Below are 16,955 nucleotides of genomic sequence, written 5' to 3'. Positions count from 1 at the left end.
TCGCCCCTACTTCGTAATCGTCAGAGTTACATTCTGAGATTGGGTCATGTTGCTGTTGGCGCCGACGCCCACTACTTGAATAACGTAGGTGCCTGGCGCGGCGCTGTTTTGGGTGAACCCGCCACAGCCGGTCACCAGCAAGGCTGCGCTGGAAACGAGCAGGAAGAGCACTCCAGCGTGGAACAGCATGGCGTGACGCCTCCGGTGCCTCCACAGAAGCCAGCCGAAAACACCGGCAAGCGGGAAGAATACTCCTGCAAGATACCTGGCTTGGCCGTCAGTATGGGAATTCGCGGCGCTCGTCGTGCCTCCACTCAACGGATTGTTGGTGTCGATGGTGAGCTGTACTTTGTCGACTGCGCCTGCCTTCAGGGTTTCGCTGATGCTGGAGAAATGGCAGGTGACGGCAGCAGGGAGAGATGCACAGCCCAACCCGATCGTATCGGTGAAGCCGTTCCTCGAGGACAGAGTCGCCGTGACTGTCGTGCTCTGCGAGCTAGCCAGAGTAAGCGTAGCGGGAGTAACGCTGAGGTCGAAGCCGCCGGTGGTGCCAGCCGGGTACACTGTCTGGATCAGGGGAGGCGTGGAGGTGCTGGGAGAATGGCTCGAGTCGCCGCTGTAGGAAGCCGTGATCGAATGCGACCCAACCGCCAGCGTCGATGTAGCGAAGGTAGCTACGCCCGCGCTGAGCGGTACTGCAGCCGCCAGAACCTTTGCTCCATCGCTGAAGCTTATAGTGCCGGTCAGATTGCCTGTGCCTGCAACCGTGGAGACTTCGGCAGTGAATGTCACGCCCTGACCGAAAGTCGAAGGATTGAGGCTGGAGGTTACTGCCGTGACGGTGGGGCTGAACACCTGGTTCACCACCTGGACATACGGAGGCGTGGAAGTGCTGGAAGAATGGCCCGAGTCGCCGCTGTAGGAGGCCGTGATTGAATGCGACCCCACCGTTAGCGCCGAGGTAGTGAAGGTCGCGACGCCGGCATTGAGCGGAACTGCGGCGGCGAGAACTGTCGTGCCATCGCTGAAGCTGACCGTGCCGGTCAGCGTGCCTGTTCCCGTGCCGGTGGTGACCGTGGCAGTGAAGGTCACATTTTGTCCGAGCGTCGAGGGGTTAAGACTGGAAGTAACTGTCGTCGTGGTCGAACCGGCAGCTGGGACCGCAACTCCGCCTATTTGAATTTTCATTGGAGAGTTCGGGGTATCGCCTAGGACACTCACAAAGGCGGTCACAGGATTGCCCGCCACGGTCGGGGCAAACTCCACAGCGACGATACAGTCGTTGTTCACCGCCACGTCAGGGGAACCCAGCGGACAAGTGGTCGAAGCGGCAACGACGGCTGAATTGGCATCTGGATTGAAGGCAGTAAAGTCGAGCGCTGCGTTGCCATCGTTCTCGATAGTCGCCGGCTCCGCCGGCGAGGTTTGGCCGACGGCGAGCGAGCCAGTGAGCCTCACCTCAAAGAAATTGTCTTGCACTTCGCGAATGCGCTGATCGAAATAATCGGCGATGTAGAGGTTCCCCTTTTGATCGAACCAAAGGCCGATGGGGCTGTAAATTTGGGCGACGGTGGCGGCTCCGGAGCCTACGAAATAGAGTCCGTTGCCATTCCCGGCGAAGGTCGTGATGGTGCCGTCAGCGGAGCTCACTTTGCGGATTCGATTGTTTGCTGAATCCGCGATGTAGAGATTGCCGGCGGGATCGAATGCCAGGCCGGAGGGGTAGTAGAGTTCTGCCGCAGAGGCCGCGATGCCGTCGCCGTTATAGCCGCCTGCTCCCGTGCCGGCAAAGGTACTGATGTTCTTGGTCGAAGCAGAAACTTCGCGAACGCGGTTGTTGCCCGAGTCTGGAATGTACATGTTGCCGGCGGTATCGAAGGCAACCGTATCCGGGTAATAGAGACCGGCGAGAACGGCCGTACCTCCATCGCCTGAGAACGTGCCGCCACCAGTGGCGGGGTCAATGGCCCCATTGCCCGCAACGGTCGAGATCAAGCCAGTCGCAAGGGTTACCAGGCGGATGCGGTGATTGTGGGTGTCCGCAATATAGATGTTTCCGCCATTGTCGACCGTGACGCCCGACGGCGCGCTGAGGTTGGCCGCAGTTGCCAGTACGTTATCTCCGTTGTAACCGGCCGTTCCGTTGCCAGCCACGGTCGTAATTATCCCGGTGGCGGCCGTAATTTTGCGCACCGCATTGTTGCCGGTATCAGCGATGTACAGATTGCCGGCCCCGTCAATCGTAATGCCCGAGGGTGTGTTCAGAGTGGCGACAACTGCCGGTCCGTTGTCGCCCGCATAGCTGGGGTTGCCATTTCCCGCAATGGTAGAAATGATGCCCGCGGCATTGACCTTGCGGATTCTGTCGTGTGCACTATCCGCGATGTACAGGTTTCCGGCGCCATCGGTAGCTACGCCGGATGGCAAATCCAGATTCGCTAACGTGGCTGGTCCTCCATCCAGTACCCCTCGAAATTGACCGTTCCCGGCGACCGTCAACATTTGGCCCGGTTGGAAGACTCCCAAACCGCCCAATCCGGTGCCTGCCAGGTAGGTGGAGCCAAGCACATTGCCGTTGCTGTCCAGAAGCAGAACGGCGCCGTTGCGCAGGCCGGGAGCTGTGGGAGTGAAGATAACGGATTCCGTGCACGTCTGATTCAGCGACAGGTTGGCGGAGGCACACGTCGATCCGACGCTGCCGGCCGCAAAGTCGAGGTTGCTTACGCCGAGGGTCAACACCTGTACGCTGCTCACCTGACCGGCAACCTGAGCAGTGACGGTGACAGTCTGGGCAGCGGAAGCGGAGCCGACATTTTGCGGTCCGAAGAGGGTTTGTCCCTGGGCGCTCGTAAGTGAGAAGAGAATCGCAGCTAAGACGAAAATTCCCCCCCAGCTCGACATCGGGCGCATGGCCGAAGGTTTCCCTGCGGTAGAGCGGCAGGCTGACTTAGAAAGACTCTCCGCCGTCTTTCGCATAACTCGGGGAATCCCACGGAACTTGCTTTCGGGATCTTTGATATGGCCGATTACAACCGTTGCGCAGTTCATGTACGACACCATGGGCCTTCCCAGTGCTGAGTGCTTCCTTTGGTTAGTCAACTTGGGCTCACGCGTTCACCGCTGATGACCAAGACACGCAAATCCAGCTTTCCACAGGCAGGCTAAGGAAGGTCTGATCAACGTTGATCGCTTCGAGTTAGTTTTCAATAGCGAGTAGTTTTGGGTTATGGGCAATTTCTTACAGCCCGACTTTGCGTGGATTATTGTGCAGCACCCTGTTCAGTACGAGGTGCTGAACAATCACGTAAATAAGACAGTAGCGTATTTTCCCCCTCAAGAGTAATACCACCTTGGCGGTACTCACAAGTGACCAGAAGTAGTCGTGTTTCGCCGTTTCGTCTGGGCCTGAGAGAGGGAATCGATCCCTGGAAGAAGCCTTGTTTCCGTGCATGAGGTAAGAATATTCCCACAGTCGGGGTGGCTCTAACGAAGTCTTATTCAAGCGGAACCTCCTCATTGTGTGCACCAACTTAGCCCGACGCCCCAGGCTAGTCTAAGGCCCGCGACAAACGACACTCTACGCCGACAAATCGGAAGGCATTTCAAAGTTAACACGCTTCGCGTGTTGCACGATTTGACTGCATTGGGAAGACGCCGTGGTACTAGCCCAGATTATCGACACCTATCCGTAGCTCTTCACGGCATCCTGCACGGCGAGAGGGGCTTTCTGAAGACCTGACGACAGCATTACCGATGACCAGTAAGCTTTGGCGTTCGATGCAAGAAACCATGATTCGCGAAGCTCAGCCATCTGTGCGTTGGTGGTTTAGCATCCACGAAGCGAGGAACGTCTTGGCGGCGAGAATAACTCCGGAAACCTAACCGCGGCTGGTGAGGTAAAGCTCGTCGATGCGAAAAGGATCGCCGTCAAGCGGCAGCTGGATGTCTCCCTCATCGTCCTGCTTCCAGCTTTGGGTGATTTCTGTACCCGAGGCCTGGTTCACGCCGGCGTCAGGGATTTGCACACGCTAGACTGTCTCGCCTGTCTGGAGGTTTGCTACAGCGCGATAAGTGCCAGTGTAGCCGGCAACTCTAAACTTGCCTTCCGACTTACACTCGGAAAGGCGATTCCAGTTGCCTCCTCCCGTCACTGACCGAACACTAGCCAGAATTTCCTGGGCAGTCGGTTCCTGCGTTTGCGAAAATCCCTTGGTTGCGACCGGGTAGCTTGCCGATTGGGGCGGGGTCAGGGCCGATTGGTAATCCGGGTTTCGCTGACGGTTCTGGGTGTTCCGCGTGGTATGCGGCGGCATACGCCCAGAAGCCCTCACGAGAGCAGAGGTCTCTAGGGAGGCGCGTGTCTACCAGTCGTTCCGCGCGCTCCCTCCTCCAAACCAAGCAAAGCCTCACTCCGACCTCAGACTTTCGCCGTAGGAGATACTACTCTCTTTACTGATCTCACCACGTCGCGTTTGGACGGCCAGAAAGGTTTAGGCTGGCCGTCCAAGTGTCTAGGCTTCGAATCAGAGCCCGAGTAGACGCTCCGCATTGAGGTGCGCGATCTTCTCCTTGTCATTAGCGTCGATGGGCATCTGTTCGAAGAACTGCCTACCGGCTTTCATGCTGCCGTATGGAGCGTCCGCGGTGAAGAGGACGCGGTCGATACCGATCGTGTTCGTCAGGCCCAGATAGGCTTGGTACGCCGAATTTCAGCTCTTATCCATCGCGCCGGGCACCTGGTCCTGGTACTCTCCTGCCAGTATTCCGCCATAAAGGTTTTCACGAAGGTAATCAATGATAGTGCGCTTGAGTCCCGTCTCTTTCGGTGGGAACGAATAGTTCGCGCGCCATGCAGTCCAGCTAAGTATTTCGAAATTGTGTCCCACAATAACCTGCAAACGTGGGAACGCATCAAATACGCCGCCAAGAATCAGTCTCAGGACATGAACACCCGTGTCAACATGCCAGCCAACGCCAGCCTGCGCTAGAAAGCCGGATACAAAAGGATTGAACCCCTCGTAATAGGCACTTACAACCGGTTGAGGCGGCCGGTTTGGGTGGAGATAGATCGGAACGTTCAGGCTTTCGGCGCACTCAAATACCGGCCAGAAGAACTTGTCATCCAGATACCGGCCGTTCACATGTCCGTTGATCAATGCGCCGACAAAGCCCAGTTTGCGGACTGTGCGCTCAAGCTCCTCAGCCGCCGCTTTGGGATCGCGCATCGGCAATGTAGCAAAGGCGCGAAATCTGTCCGGATATTGGGTGACTGCCGCATTCGCCGCATCATTCGCTTGTTTAGCTAACTCAATCGCAAGCTTTGGCTCCAACTCCTCCGGGCCCGGCACAGTGTGGGAAAGGATCTGAACATCGATTCCAGCCGCGTCCATCGCAGCAATCCGTTTCTCGCCGAGATCGTAGATACCGGGTGGTATACCTTGCGATGGGTCACCGAGGTATCGACCCACTTTTTGCCAATGGGCACACACTTGTTCAGCCGGATGATTTTTGTTGGCCTGCTCAATAGCGGGTATTTTGTAGTGCTCTTCAAATGCGATGACCTTCATGATTTGATTCTCCTTAGTAAGGTGAAGTTGTGTGAGGCGTTCGCTGCATATCCAGGAACGTCGACGCTCTTTCAGTAAAGATCGCCGGCGTTAGGATCCATCTGAATGTCGATCAAGGTTGGGACCTCTCTTTGAATGGCTCTTTGCAGTGCCTGGTAGATATCGCTTGACCGCGTGACTTCAACTCCGACCGCCCCGAATCCGCGAGCGACGTCGGGATACGAAATCCCCGGGAGGCGGATTCCGGGAGGTTCACTGGTCCCCAGGAGTTGGCTGAAGGATTTCATTGCGCCGTAGCCATGGTTGTTCAGGACAATCATGACCATGGGAAGCTTCTCCTGTACGGCGGTCCAAAGGGCCTGGATGGAGTACATGGCCGAGCCGTCTCCGATGAGGCAGATCACGGGTTGTTTTTCGGCAAGCGCGACACCGACGGCCGCCGGCAGTCCCCAGCCCAATCCTCCACTGGCCATCGTGTAAAAACCTTTGGGGCGGAGTATCGGGAGATGTTTCTGCATTGAGGGCCGGTGCGAGGGTGCCTCCTCGACGACGATGATGTCGCGACCGACGGCGCGCGCAATCTCTTGCATTGCGAAGTCAGGCTGTATCGGATCTCTGGCCTCAACTGGAACGATAAGGCGAGGAATCTGCGGCCCTTTATGAGAGGACTTGGGCAAACATTGCAGCAAGCCGTTCAGCGCAGGAACCATGGACCCCACGATCGTGTCCGTCGCCTGGCTTCGCGCCGCGGAGAGAGGATTATCAGTTATCTGAAAAATCCTAGGACCGGAGTCAAAGATGGCGGCTTTTCCCGGCACGTGAAAGCTGAACACGGGAGCGCCAATGACGAGCACCAGATCAAAGCTCTGCAATGCATCGGACAAATGCTCCGGAATTGCCGGAAGAAATCCGGCGAAGAGACGGTGATCCTCGGGAAATCTTGAACGGCTGCTGTTCGGAGCCTCGAAGACCGGAATGTTGAGCTGTTCTGCGAGTTCGACTGCGAGCGCATACGCGTCTTGCCGGTCCACTTCAGAGCCAACAACAAGTGCGGGTTTTTTGCTTACAGTCAGAGCATCCGCCAGTTCGGCAATGCTCGTCTGTAGTGGCGCCACGTCCCAGGTGTGTCGGCGTGCGTGCACGGGAACCGTAGGCTTATCCCAATCGTCCGAAGGAATCGACACAAATACCGGGCCGCGCGGACGCTCCATGGCAATGGCGTACGCTTGAGCGATGGTAGCCGGCACATCCTCTGCTCGCGCTGGCTCACAAGCCCACTTCACGTACGGCCGGGGAAATTCTGTCGCTCGCTCTGCGCCTAAGTAAGGATCATAGAGAAGCAGACTGCGCGTCTGCTGACCAGCGGTAACGATCAAGGGCGACTGGTTACGAAACGCTGTGTACAACGTTCCAAGACCATTGCCGAGTCCCGCCGCGGAGGGCAGGTTAACGAAGGCGGCGTTTCCCGTGGCCTGCGCATATGCGTCAGCCATAGCTACCGCCGACGCCTCTTGTAGCGCCAGGACGTAATGTAGGTCTGCAGGCCAGGGTGTGAGGAAGGCAAGCTCTGTCGATCCCGGGTTTCCGAATATGGTGCGCATGCCCAGTTCACGGAGTAGATCGAAGACCGCGTCCCGGACGGTCAAGGTTCTTTTGTTGAGGGGGAGAGAAGTATTCGAACTCATTTCATTCTCCTGTTGCGGTTATGCTTTTGACGGCCGGTTGAGGTCGCCCTTTGCATTCCAGTACTTGTTGTTCGGCTCTGTCGAGTAATGCTGTTCAAGAGCGATTTTGCCTTGCATTGTTTCAGTGCTTCTACCTGCGCGTTCGGTTCAACGCATCTAAAAATGTTCAGGCTACGCGAGCGATAACTCCGGAGTTGAACGCGATGTGCTTGTACTCTAGAAAATCTTCGATGGCGGTTTGACCGTCCATTCGCCCGTTGCCGCTGCGCTTGAAGGAGCCATCTTCAAACTCACTCCAGAACACCGCCCAATCATTGATCCAAATCGTGCCGGCATCGATTTCCCGTGCCACACGGAACGGACGATCTACATCACTCGTCCAGATACTCGCTGAAAGACCATATTCACTGTCGTTGGCCAGCTGCACGGCTTCGGCTTCGGAATCGAAAACCATCATCGTCAGCACAGGACCGAAGACTTCCTCTTGCACGATTGGTACTTTCGGATCCGTCACTTCAAGCAAAGTGGGACGATAGAATGCGCCCCTGGCCAGTGGTCCATCCTTAATTGGTCCGCCACGCAGGATCACCTTTGCTCCCGCGGCAATCGCGTCTTCCACCATCTTGTCGATGCGGACGACATTTAGTTTATCGATCACCGGACCCATATCACTGGAAGGATCTGAAGCCGGACCAACCTTCACTCGCTCCAGGCGATTTTTGATGAGCTCTCGAAATTTGTCGGCAACGCCGCGTTGTACGAGCAGTCGAGAACCTGTCACGCAAAACTGCCCCGCGAACACCGTCAGAGCTTTTTCGATTTTGGGGACTGCGGCATTCAGGTCGGCATCATCAAAAACGATCATGGGCGTCTTGCCGCCAAGTTCTGTCTGGAAGATCTTCAGCGTCGGAGCTCCAGCCGCAGAAATGATCTTCGCTGTTTTTGTACTGCCGGTGAAACTGATCACGCGAACATCCTTTGATTCCACGAGCAGCGACGAGCCGTCTGAGCCACTTTCGCTGAAAACGTTGATGACACCGCGCGGCAAATCTGCTACCTCAGCCAATACCTGGCTGAACATGCAATTGGTCTGAGCTGTGTTTCCCGGCAGCTTAATGACAGTCGTAACTCCGGCCGCGAGGGCAGGAGCCAGAGACCGCACCGCCAGTACGAGGGGAGAGTTGAAGGGGGCGATGATGCCGGCAACACCGATCGGTGTCTTGAGTAAAAACGAGAGACGCCCCGGCTCAACTTCTAGCGCTCGGCCATAGTTGGTAAGAACAGCCGATGCCCAATACCGGAGCCTCGTCGGGATCATATCTACTTCAAGAGCTGCCTCCGCGTGGACCTTGCCGTTCTCGAGCGAAAGAATATAAATAAGATCGTCGCGCCGTGCTTCGAATCGATCTGCAATCTGATTGAGCACTTTCGCGCGCAGTTGCCGATTCTCTTTCCAAATTCTTCACCCTGACGATGGATTACTGCCCTCTCACTTCAGTTCGCAGAGACTTTACCGTGAGGACTGGATCTGCGCTGTTGCGCGCCAGAGCAAGTTTGGCGATCGCCTGACACTGAAGCAGTACCTGGCTGCGGAGCACCTTATTGTCACAACTATCCCAAGCGTGTAGAACATTCCGGATAAGCAGCTTGCCGCGTTGGGTGTAAAGCGCCGTTCTTCTGTCCGTATGCCCTATTTTGGTGCCGCCCTTAGCTGCCTTCCAGGCACGGAACTTATCCTCACACTTACCAATGGCATGAGGGAGATGGTGGAAAGGAATTCCACCTTGCGGATCGTGAAAGCGCCACAAGAGTTGTATCCATTTCATTTCCTGATGGTCTCGCATCCGAGGCTCACTACGGACGCGCGGCATACATGGCTTCGCGAGGCGATACGGCAGGTTTCTCCTCAGGAAGGTTCCGGGCAACATCTTTAGCGGCACTGTTGTATTAACTTGTTGATGCCCAGTTCATCTTTGTTTTGGTAATGTTTAGGCGGCAATCTCAAAGACATCGAACAGCTAGTTGATGAAGCGGATCTCGTCCTTCACGCACGGCTTGCAGGTGAGGCAATGGTTTCTGTGGATCATCCGCATCACTTCAAAGCCCTTGATCGTAGCGGAAGCCGTCTTCATTGTCTGAAAGCCTCGGGTGGGTCCGATGACCTGCCTCGATGATGTTGTTGAGGTACTTGCAGGTGCGATGCTTCGTATCGCCCTGCAGCTTGCCTTCTCGTTGCAGCTGACTGAGCGCTTTAAGATAGGAGCCGAGCTGGTCAGTTGTGATAGAGGACGGCGGCCAGTGGCGCATTGTTGTCAATGTTTTGCCCAGAAAACGATGGGGAGCGCGTGTGTTTCGCCGGTCCATCAGCATGAAGTCGATCTGCCTGGCGTGCTTGTCGACAGCCCGGAACAGATACTTCCACTCGCCAAGAGGTAATCAGCCGCGCCTAGCACTACTACGACGCGGCCTAGGTCACTACATCGCCTTTGTCCGCGAACTGAACGGAGTACTCCCACCATCACGCGTCATTTATATACCCTTACCGCATCAAGGCCTCGATGGCGATTGAATTATGCTGTGGCTGAGCCAATCGGAGCAGTCGAGTGAAATCTGGCAAAGGGCAAAGGCTATTTGCCCAAATCCTCGCTCCTTCGTATCGTCTGTTGAAAATCGAGAAGGCGCTTCTTTCGCTGAGCCAGCACATCCTGGTTTTTCGCGCCGGACTTGATCAGTCGATCAACCGCATTCATGTCATTTGCGACGAAATCCGAAATTGCTCGCAGCTTGGCCTGGCCGCGATCTTCAATGTTTGCTGGCCCGAGCAGCTCGCTGATCTCTTTCAGATTTGCAGCGATGTCGGGTGAAATCTGACGATGGGCTAAGGCTCTACTGTTGTTGCCGTAAGTGACAGGTGCCAGGTTGGTTCGACCGGCGCGCATGATTGTTCAGGGCCGCCTGTCCCTACTCAGACTCGCACCATAGCCGGAAAAACGGTCTGGACTCCTCCCACGGTTCGTGCCGGCCAGGTGGAGATAGGTTTTTGTCAACCGGAACGGTTAGAATGGGTTCGTAAGCGCCCGACGGATCCGCTCATTGTACGTGCGCCCCGTTTGCAGACGCTGTCCCGACCTGAGCTCTACCTCATACTGACCGTGCGCGATCGACCACAATTGCGCAATGCGTTGGACGTTTACGATGTGCGATCGATGAATGCGCAGGAAACGGCTGGAATCGAGCACGGCGTCGATCGTATTCATAGGCACGTGCAGAAGATGGGTTGCCCGGCCCGTATGTAGTCGGACGTAGTTCTGGAACGCTTCGATCCAATCCACCTCATCCACTGGCACGAAGATCGTGCGCTCTCCAGACCTAACTGCGAACCGCTCAAGCTGGCGTGGCGGCTTGGCGACGGCATCCAGCATCGCCAGCACTTGCCGTGCGCTCTCCTCTTGTGGCACGTCTCGTAGCCTACGGATGGCGCGGCCAAACGCCAGCGCAAAGCGTTCCTCCGTGACCGGCTTAAGCAGATAGTCGATTGCCGCGATCTCGAAGGCCCGAATCGCGTACTGGTCATGAGCAGTTACGAAGATTACCGGCGGCATGCGTTCTGCGCCAATGGTGTTGACGACCGCAAAGCCATCGGTGCGCGGCATCTGCACATCGAGGAGCGCCAGGTCCGGCTTCTGTTCGCGAATGCGGGCGATTGCTTCTCTTCCGTTTCGCGCCTCCAGGACGGATTCGACCTGCGGCTGACGGCTGAGCAGTAGTTTCAACCCCTCGCGAGCGAGTGGCTCGTCATCCACGACAAGAACTCTCAATCGCATGGTCCTTCTTCTGATTGCAGCGCCCGGATGGGCAATGTGATCGTGACGCGTACGCCCCGGCCTCTTGCTTGCTCGACGTCGAGACGCGCACGATCGCCATAAAGCCTCGCCAAGCGGGCCCTCGTATTCGTCAGCCCGATACCAGAGTGACCGGGCCTGGGTGACAACAGTCCCGGCCCATCGTCCGACACGATGAGCGCGAGTGAGCCGTCCGCGCTGGTGGCGCTCACGTCGATCGTTACCTCTTCTTCGCTCTCACAAAGGCCATGGCGAACAGCGTTCTCGACGATCGGCTGAAGCACCATATGGGGTACAAGAACGTCAGACAGAGCGGGGGGCAAGGCAATGCGCACCTGCAGCCGGTCTTCGAAACGCATCTGCTCAATCGAGAGGTACAGCCGCAGGAATTCCACCTCGCGCCACAGCGGGATTTCCTGCGCCTCCACGTCTTCGAGCGTGAGACGAAGGAGATCGCCGAGCCCCGCGACCATCGCTCCGGCCTGCGCGGCTTTCTCTTGTTGGATCAAGACCATGATGGCGCCGAGCGTATTGAAGAGAAAGTGAGGCTGCAACTGCATCTTGAGAGCGCCGAGCTGCGCCGTGGCGAGTTGCTTCGCGAGTTCAGAAGCCTGCACCCTCAGCTCAAATGCCTCCCGTTCGCGAATCTTCGCATTCTTCTGCGACCGGTACACAGCTTGAAGCGCGATCACGGCCCAATACCGGATGACGCCTCCCTGAATGCCAAATGAGAGAAACAGTTTGATGCCCGCGACAAGCGTAGGTTGGTGCGAGGCCGGGAAAACGCCGAGCAGCAGCAGCACAGGGACTTCCATCGTAGACGCCAGGATCGAGAAGACCACACTGAAACCGAGATGGTATCCAGCATTGGTGACTCGGCGCTCGACAGGCCACTTGTTGCCGAGCCAAAGGACAGCCGGCGTGAGCACGGCACAGACGTACACACCCACCATCCAGCCGACGAACACGTACTTCCAGGCCACCGCCTGGCCCCGATAGAGCCGTGGCACCGAGTCCTGGGTAATGTAGAAAAGCCCGACGATAGTCCAGGCCAGCCAGAGGCCAACGATCAGTCGGATCTGCTTTCGCACTCGAGGCGATATCACGGCTTCATTCTGCCACGGGCAGCCCCGGACCGGCTAGCGTTGACGAAGCGCTTGTCGCGATAATCAACCGCGTTCGCCGAGGCTTCAGTCCAGTTAGGCATGCCCGCGAGACAGTTTGTCAAAAAAACGTGTCGCTCTACTCCGCCACCCCGCTAGATTCAACCCATGCAGAAGACAACAACCGATTTCGAAAGGACAACAACAATGAATCGATTGAGTGGGAAGATCGCTGGAGTATTGTCCGTGATATTTGTGTTTGTATGTGCAGCTATGGCGCAAACAGGCGCCACGGTCACGGGCCACGCGCCGGGTATTCTTCCAACCGGGCTGGGTGACGACATAGACCGCGACGTCGCGAAAATTCGTGAGGCGACGGCCAAGTTTCAGACGAGCGAGGCAGCCGAAGCCGCCGGGTACAAGCTCGCAACTGGTTGCGTCCAACATCAACCGGCGGGCGCGATGGGCTACCACTTTAACAACGAGGCACTATTCGACGCGACACTCGATGTCGAACATCCGGAAGTGCTGGTCTACGAGAAGAGGCCGGACGGCACCTTCCAGCTGAATGGGGTTGAATTCTACGTGCCAGCATCCGCGTGGAAGTCCGCTGAGCCCCCGCGCATTATGGGGCAAGACCTCAAGACGGCGCCTGGCCTGGGCTTCTGGTTTCTCCACGTCTGGGTGTGGAAGCGAAGCCCGAGCGGTCTTTTTTCAGTTTGGAACCCCGACGTAAAGTGCGGCGCCGACGCTGCAACCATGCAGCACTAGATCGCCAGGTCCTGAGTCTGATCCTCTATTGGGATTCTGAAGCAGGCGGACATCGGAGCGCCAGTAGCCGAAGCGATCCATTTCTGTCTTTCACCACAAGGCAGCGAATCCGCTTTGAGCTTTGCGCATGAGAATCAAGCAATTCAATTGAGGCTTCCTTACCTGCCAATGTGAGCAGTACAGTCTCGTCGTGACTGAGCGGTGCGGCGAGGAAGTAGAGATAGTGAACTATTTAGTTCTTTATTAGACAATAAAATGGATGGGCGCTCGAAAGGCTTTAGCCGGGAGGAAGTTGGAGAAGGCGATGCCGGTCTTCTGGAAGCATGGGTTCCATCCAATCTGCTCGCGGGTCTTCGCGCTGGAGGTATGAGCGTCCCTCCCAGCGAAGAACCCGAGGAAGCCGAAATGCTCCTGGGCCTGTTCCCGTGAAATGGAAATAACAGGCGCGTGCAGGCCGTGGCCGATAGCGGTGGCGATGTCTTTAAGCGCCACGCCCTCTTCGGCAATAGCGTGATACCGGGCTCCCGCCGATCCCTTTTCCAGCGCAGCCGGCCTTGGCCAGATTGTTTTCTGGTGACTAACAAAGATAGCGAATGCGATGCCATCGGCGTCCGTACCTCCAAACGGCTTCGTCACCACGAAGAGAGAGGTAATCGCACCCGCGACCTCCGCTCTGTAGATCTCCTGCCCAAGTCCGGTTTTGGGCCCGGATGAGCGACTCGCCCTGTTGGGCTCATCATCAACCATGCGCTCTTCGTATGACGCTTCGATTGAGGTGTAGCGGTTCGCCCAACAGCATTGAGGTACTCCCCGCGTCAACCCGCATCCCGTCACAGCCCGCACCGCGCTGGAATGGGGGGGTGTCGCAGAAGTTGTACCAAATGGCCGCGCCGTGATTCGCGCCCGCGAGCTTGCTGCCCAATACCTGAAAGTCCCTGAGGTGACCCGGCGCAATACGCGGATCCATTTCATCCAGCCATTGAAGGAGCGCTTAATTCACGAGGTCCGATACGGTCTGTCTCTGGAAGGTGCTGCAGCCGCAGCACTCGTCAAGTCTTTGCAGTCGGCAAAGGGTCAGGAATAACTAAACGTGACACAAACTATTGCAATCACTGGGGCATCCCGTGGGATCGGCCGTGCGGCCGCGGATGCGCTTGCGAGCGACGGCTGGACAATCATCGGGATAGCTCGGCGTAAGCCGCCGCACTTTCCGGGAAGGTTCATTGAGACAGATCTCGCCGATCACCAGCATACTGACGTTGTTGCAAAGGCCCTCGTCGCAAATGGCCATGTTTTGGGCATCGTGAATAACGTAGGCATGGCCTTGCACGAGACGGTCGACCGGGTCGACCTCAAAGCTTTTGCCACCGTGATGGACCTAAATGTGCGTCCGGCACTGCAACTCACCCAGGCGCTCCTTCCCGGTATGCGGGCCGCCCGATTCGGACGGATTGTCAATATCACTAGCCTTGTCACCCGAGGCCTCGCGTACCGTTCGAGCTACGCAGCGGCGAAGGCTGCACTGGAAAGTATTATCCGGACGATGACCATAGAGCTAGCGGCAGACGGAATTACAGCGAACGCTGTCGCCCCGGGCCCACTGAAACCGAGCTATTTCGTGCCAACAACCCTCCCGGCAGCGACGGAGAAGCGCGTTATCTGACTAATGTGCCAATGCGACGTTTCGCGCATGCCAGTGAAATCGCCGCGACAATTGCCTTCCTGGCCAGCAAGGGCGCAGCATACATCACCGGACAGACACTCTTTGTCGATGGTGGAGCAAGCCTCGGGAGTCTCAGAGCACAGTTGGACAGGATATTCATTTCCACTTCGCCAGCCAATGTGATTTCAAAAAGATCATTTCATATTAGCTTCTGTTTTCTTCAAGGAGGGCTCTATGACCAAAGTAGCTAAACAAGTACAGGGATGCACCAAGTGCGATGACATCCTTGTATAGAAATAGTCCCAGGTTGTTCATGTATCGCATGCCGTGAACTGTGATGAGTGTGCCCGGGGTCGACAGTAGCATTGAGCTGGTTGTCGAGAACATGAGCACTGTGATCATGCCGCCGACCATGCCGGCTTTAGGCCTCCAGTAGCCCACTATAAACAATATGGCTGCGAGCCATTCTGTGGAACCGATGATATCTGAGCCGATGTAAGGTCCAAATATTTTGAAGTGCCACCAGATGAGAGGACTGTTGGACACTAAGGGGACTATGCCCTCGGCGCCGGGAACCGTCATCTTGAACGCCCCGGCCCACAGAAGCATCACAATCATTCCGATGCTGATGACCAGGAATGGAAGATGACGATCGCTGACCCAGGCTGCCAATCTCGTCAAATTCCTTCCGGATTGTCTTGGTGAGCCGGAGGAAGATCGGTCGTCGCTACCTGAATTCATTGCGTGGACTGATAGGTGGTCATTCATGATCATTTCTCCTTACCGAAGGTCGGTGTGACTACATTTGGTGAAGACAGCCTCATTCCGTGTAACATGCAGCGACGTTGTTTGAGACAATCTTGGTCAATCAGTGTTGGCTTGCCGCCAAGCGCTTGAGGTCAGGTCTCGCGGAAAGTTGCCGCCGCGCCCGATGCAGGCGAGACTTAACGGCTGCTCCGCTAATTTTCAATGCCTGGCTAATCTCTTCGACAGAGGCCTCTTTGTCTATCCGCATCCGAAGAGTTTCTCGAATATGAGGGCCAAGCTTGTCAATCGCGCGCGTAACCTTGGCTGAACGCTGTTGAAGATCGCAGACCTCCTCAGGGCCTAAGGAAGTATCCTGGAAATCGAGACAGAATGTTTTGTTTGTGCCATCGGGTTGCAGGTCAAGCAGTATCTCGGATCGAGCGCGCCGTTTGCGAAGTATCATAAGCGCGGAGTTGATGGCGATTCGGGTCAGCCACGAATATATCGTCGATCTGCCTTCAAAGGAATGAATTCCCAGAAAGGCGCGCAAGAACGTCTCTTGTAACGCATCTTCGGCATCTTCTGGATTCTTTGTTATAGCAACGATGACGTTATAGAGGCGACGCGAATAGATTCCATGCAGTTCAGTGAAAGCTACGGGTGATCCTGCTCGGGCAGCCAAAACGATCTCATCATCTGGTCGGATCCTTCGGTCTGGGGCACAGACATTCGGAAAAACAGCATAGCGACGACTCATCGTAAGCTCCTTAAATGAATCTCTACACAGAGAAAAGGGCCATTCCTGAATTGGACTTGACGGTAATATCGCGCGAGCGATTGTCTTCCTTCAGAGACCGTTGAGGCTGGTCGGAAATAGCTATCATCCGGTCAATCGCGAAGCATCGATGTGCCGCCACCGAGAATTACGAGATCGAAGTCTTCCAATTCATCCCTTCGAAATGGCGAGGAGAAAAAAGGATCTTGATTGGTGCTCATCGTCTTTTCCTTTTTCGAAAGTGTTTTGTTCCTTATGTCGTCAATGCCTCGCCGAGTGACCAGATTGAGGCACCCAGCAAAACAATGTCTTTGAGCAAGAACTGGCCCGGCATAGCGGAGAGTGCCGGAAAGCCGCCCAGGCTCTGTTCCCAACCAGGCGTCGAAAACAAAAACGAAAGCGTCGTCAGAAACATCAGAACTGCGGCGGCGCTTCCGATTGCGCACGCCTTCGGCGACCAGTGACGCAGCGCGATCAATATTGCTATGGCAACTTCAACCACCCCCAACCCGTCGGAAAACTGTCGAACAGTCCAAAGGTGATACATCCAACCCAACAATGGACTGTGTACAACGAGAGGCTCGATGCCCCGTGCCTCGTATTCGGTGAATTTCATCATGCCAATCCAACCGATCACGAGCGCTAGACCATAACTAAGCATTCGATGACCGAAGCGAGTAATTGCCGAGATGATTTCATCTGTTGTTCTGCTCATCGGGCTTTCTGTAGCCGGACCGCTGACTGAATGTGCCATTGTTGTGCTCTCCTGCTTTTAGCTTCAACTTGACGAACGTGTGGCAGG

The 16,955-nt window shown here is 56.2% G+C and carries 14 protein-coding genes and 2 pseudogenes; 2 read left to right on the top strand and 14 right to left on the bottom strand.

Going from position 1 to position 16,955, the window contains the following annotated elements; translation table 11 throughout:
* Nucleotides 1-6 precede the first annotated feature (6 nt).
* From OHL23_RS11040 to OHL23_RS11000, 10 genes and pseudogenes are all read right to left on the bottom strand, one after another.
* Nucleotides 7-2,910: an Ig-like domain repeat protein gene (locus OHL23_RS11040; protein ID WP_263351939.1), complete on the bottom strand. Its 2,904-nt coding sequence runs from the start codon at nt 2,908-2,910 to the stop codon at nt 7-9.
* Between the two features lie 968 nt (nt 2,911-3,878).
* Nucleotides 3,879-4,025 (bottom strand): hypothetical protein, encoded by a 147-nt coding sequence (locus OHL23_RS11035; RefSeq protein WP_263351938.1) that lies wholly within the window; start codon nt 4,023-4,025, stop codon nt 3,879-3,881.
* A 498-nt stretch (nt 4,026-4,523) separates the two neighbouring features.
* Nucleotides 4,524-4,682 (bottom strand): amidohydrolase family protein, encoded by a 159-nt coding sequence (locus tag OHL23_RS28820; RefSeq protein ID WP_396127371.1) that lies wholly within the window; start codon nt 4,680-4,682, stop codon nt 4,524-4,526.
* Between the two features lie 27 nt (nt 4,683-4,709).
* Nucleotides 4,710-5,567: an amidohydrolase family protein gene (locus OHL23_RS11030; protein WP_263351937.1), complete on the bottom strand. Its 858-nt coding sequence runs from the start codon at nt 5,565-5,567 to the stop codon at nt 4,710-4,712.
* 71 nt (nt 5,568-5,638) lie between these two features.
* Nucleotides 5,639-7,252: a benzoylformate decarboxylase gene (gene mdlC / locus OHL23_RS11025; protein WP_263351936.1), complete on the bottom strand. Its 1,614-nt coding sequence runs from the start codon at nt 7,250-7,252 to the stop codon at nt 5,639-5,641.
* 166 nt (nt 7,253-7,418) lie between these two features.
* Nucleotides 7,419-8,690 carry an aldehyde dehydrogenase family protein gene (locus OHL23_RS11020; RefSeq protein WP_263353222.1) on the bottom strand — a complete coding sequence of 424 codons (1,272 nt, stop codon included), beginning with the start codon at nt 8,688-8,690 and terminating at the stop codon, nt 7,419-7,421.
* Nucleotides 8,691-9,349: 659 nt separating this feature from the next.
* Nucleotides 9,350-9,667, bottom strand: a pseudogene (locus tag OHL23_RS11015) (DDE-type integrase/transposase/recombinase); the annotation flags it as partial.
* Nucleotides 9,668-9,879: 212 nt separating this feature from the next.
* Nucleotides 9,880-10,191 carry a hypothetical protein gene (locus OHL23_RS11010; RefSeq protein ID WP_263351935.1) on the bottom strand — a complete coding sequence of 104 codons (312 nt, stop codon included), beginning with the start codon at nt 10,189-10,191 and terminating at the stop codon, nt 9,880-9,882.
* 117 nt (nt 10,192-10,308) lie between these two features.
* On the bottom strand, nt 10,309-11,076 hold the full coding sequence (locus OHL23_RS11005) for a LytR/AlgR family response regulator transcription factor (RefSeq protein ID WP_263351934.1): 768 nt from the start codon (nt 11,074-11,076) through the stop codon (nt 10,309-10,311).
* Complete coding sequence (locus OHL23_RS11000; RefSeq protein WP_263351933.1) at nt 11,067-12,185, bottom strand: sensor histidine kinase; 1,119 nt, start codon at nt 12,183-12,185, stop codon at nt 11,067-11,069. The genes OHL23_RS11005 and OHL23_RS11000 overlap by 10 nt, the downstream gene beginning before the upstream one ends.
* A 219-nt stretch (nt 12,186-12,404) precedes the next feature.
* On the opposite strand from OHL23_RS11000, the gene OHL23_RS10995 reads away from it, so the two are divergent.
* On the top strand, nt 12,405-12,968 hold the full coding sequence (locus OHL23_RS10995; protein ID WP_263351932.1) for a hypothetical protein: 564 nt from the start codon (nt 12,405-12,407) through the stop codon (nt 12,966-12,968).
* Nucleotides 12,969-13,211: 243 nt separating this feature from the next.
* On the opposite strand, the gene OHL23_RS10990 is transcribed toward OHL23_RS10995, so the two are convergent.
* A complete protein-coding gene (locus OHL23_RS10990) occupies nt 13,212-13,715 on the bottom strand; it encodes a Rossmann-fold NAD(P)-binding domain-containing protein (RefSeq protein WP_263351931.1) in 504 nt (167 codons plus the stop codon).
* Between the two features lie 343 nt (nt 13,716-14,058).
* Here OHL23_RS10990 and OHL23_RS10985 point away from each other — a divergent pair.
* Nucleotides 14,059-14,882: pseudogene (locus tag OHL23_RS10985) on the top strand (SDR family oxidoreductase).
* Here OHL23_RS10985 and OHL23_RS10980 read toward each other — a convergent pair.
* The 3 genes from OHL23_RS10980 to OHL23_RS10975 all read right to left on the bottom strand — a co-directional run bounded on the left by OHL23_RS10980 (nt 14,836) and on the right by OHL23_RS10975 (nt 16,907).
* Complete coding sequence (locus tag OHL23_RS10980) at nt 14,836-15,399, bottom strand: YkgB family protein (protein ID WP_263351929.1); 564 nt, start codon at nt 15,397-15,399, stop codon at nt 14,836-14,838. The pseudogene OHL23_RS10985 and the gene OHL23_RS10980 sit on opposite strands and share 47 nt — an antisense overlap.
* 100 nt (nt 15,400-15,499) lie before the next feature.
* Entirely contained in the window at nt 15,500-16,135 is a 636-nt protein-coding gene (locus OHL23_RS28815; RefSeq protein WP_396127333.1) for an RNA polymerase sigma factor, read from the bottom strand.
* Nucleotides 16,136-16,406: 271 nt separating this feature from the next.
* Nucleotides 16,407-16,907 carry a YkgB family protein gene (locus OHL23_RS10975; protein ID WP_263351928.1) on the bottom strand — a complete coding sequence of 167 codons (501 nt, stop codon included), beginning with the start codon at nt 16,905-16,907 and terminating at the stop codon, nt 16,407-16,409.
* Between the last annotated feature and the right edge of the window lie 48 nt (nt 16,908-16,955).

The organism is Acidicapsa acidisoli (assembly GCF_025685625.1).
Taxonomy (GTDB): Bacteria; Acidobacteriota; Terriglobia; order Terriglobales; family Acidobacteriaceae; genus Acidicapsa; species Acidicapsa acidisoli.
This window is presented reverse-complemented; position numbering and strand designations above follow the sequence as displayed.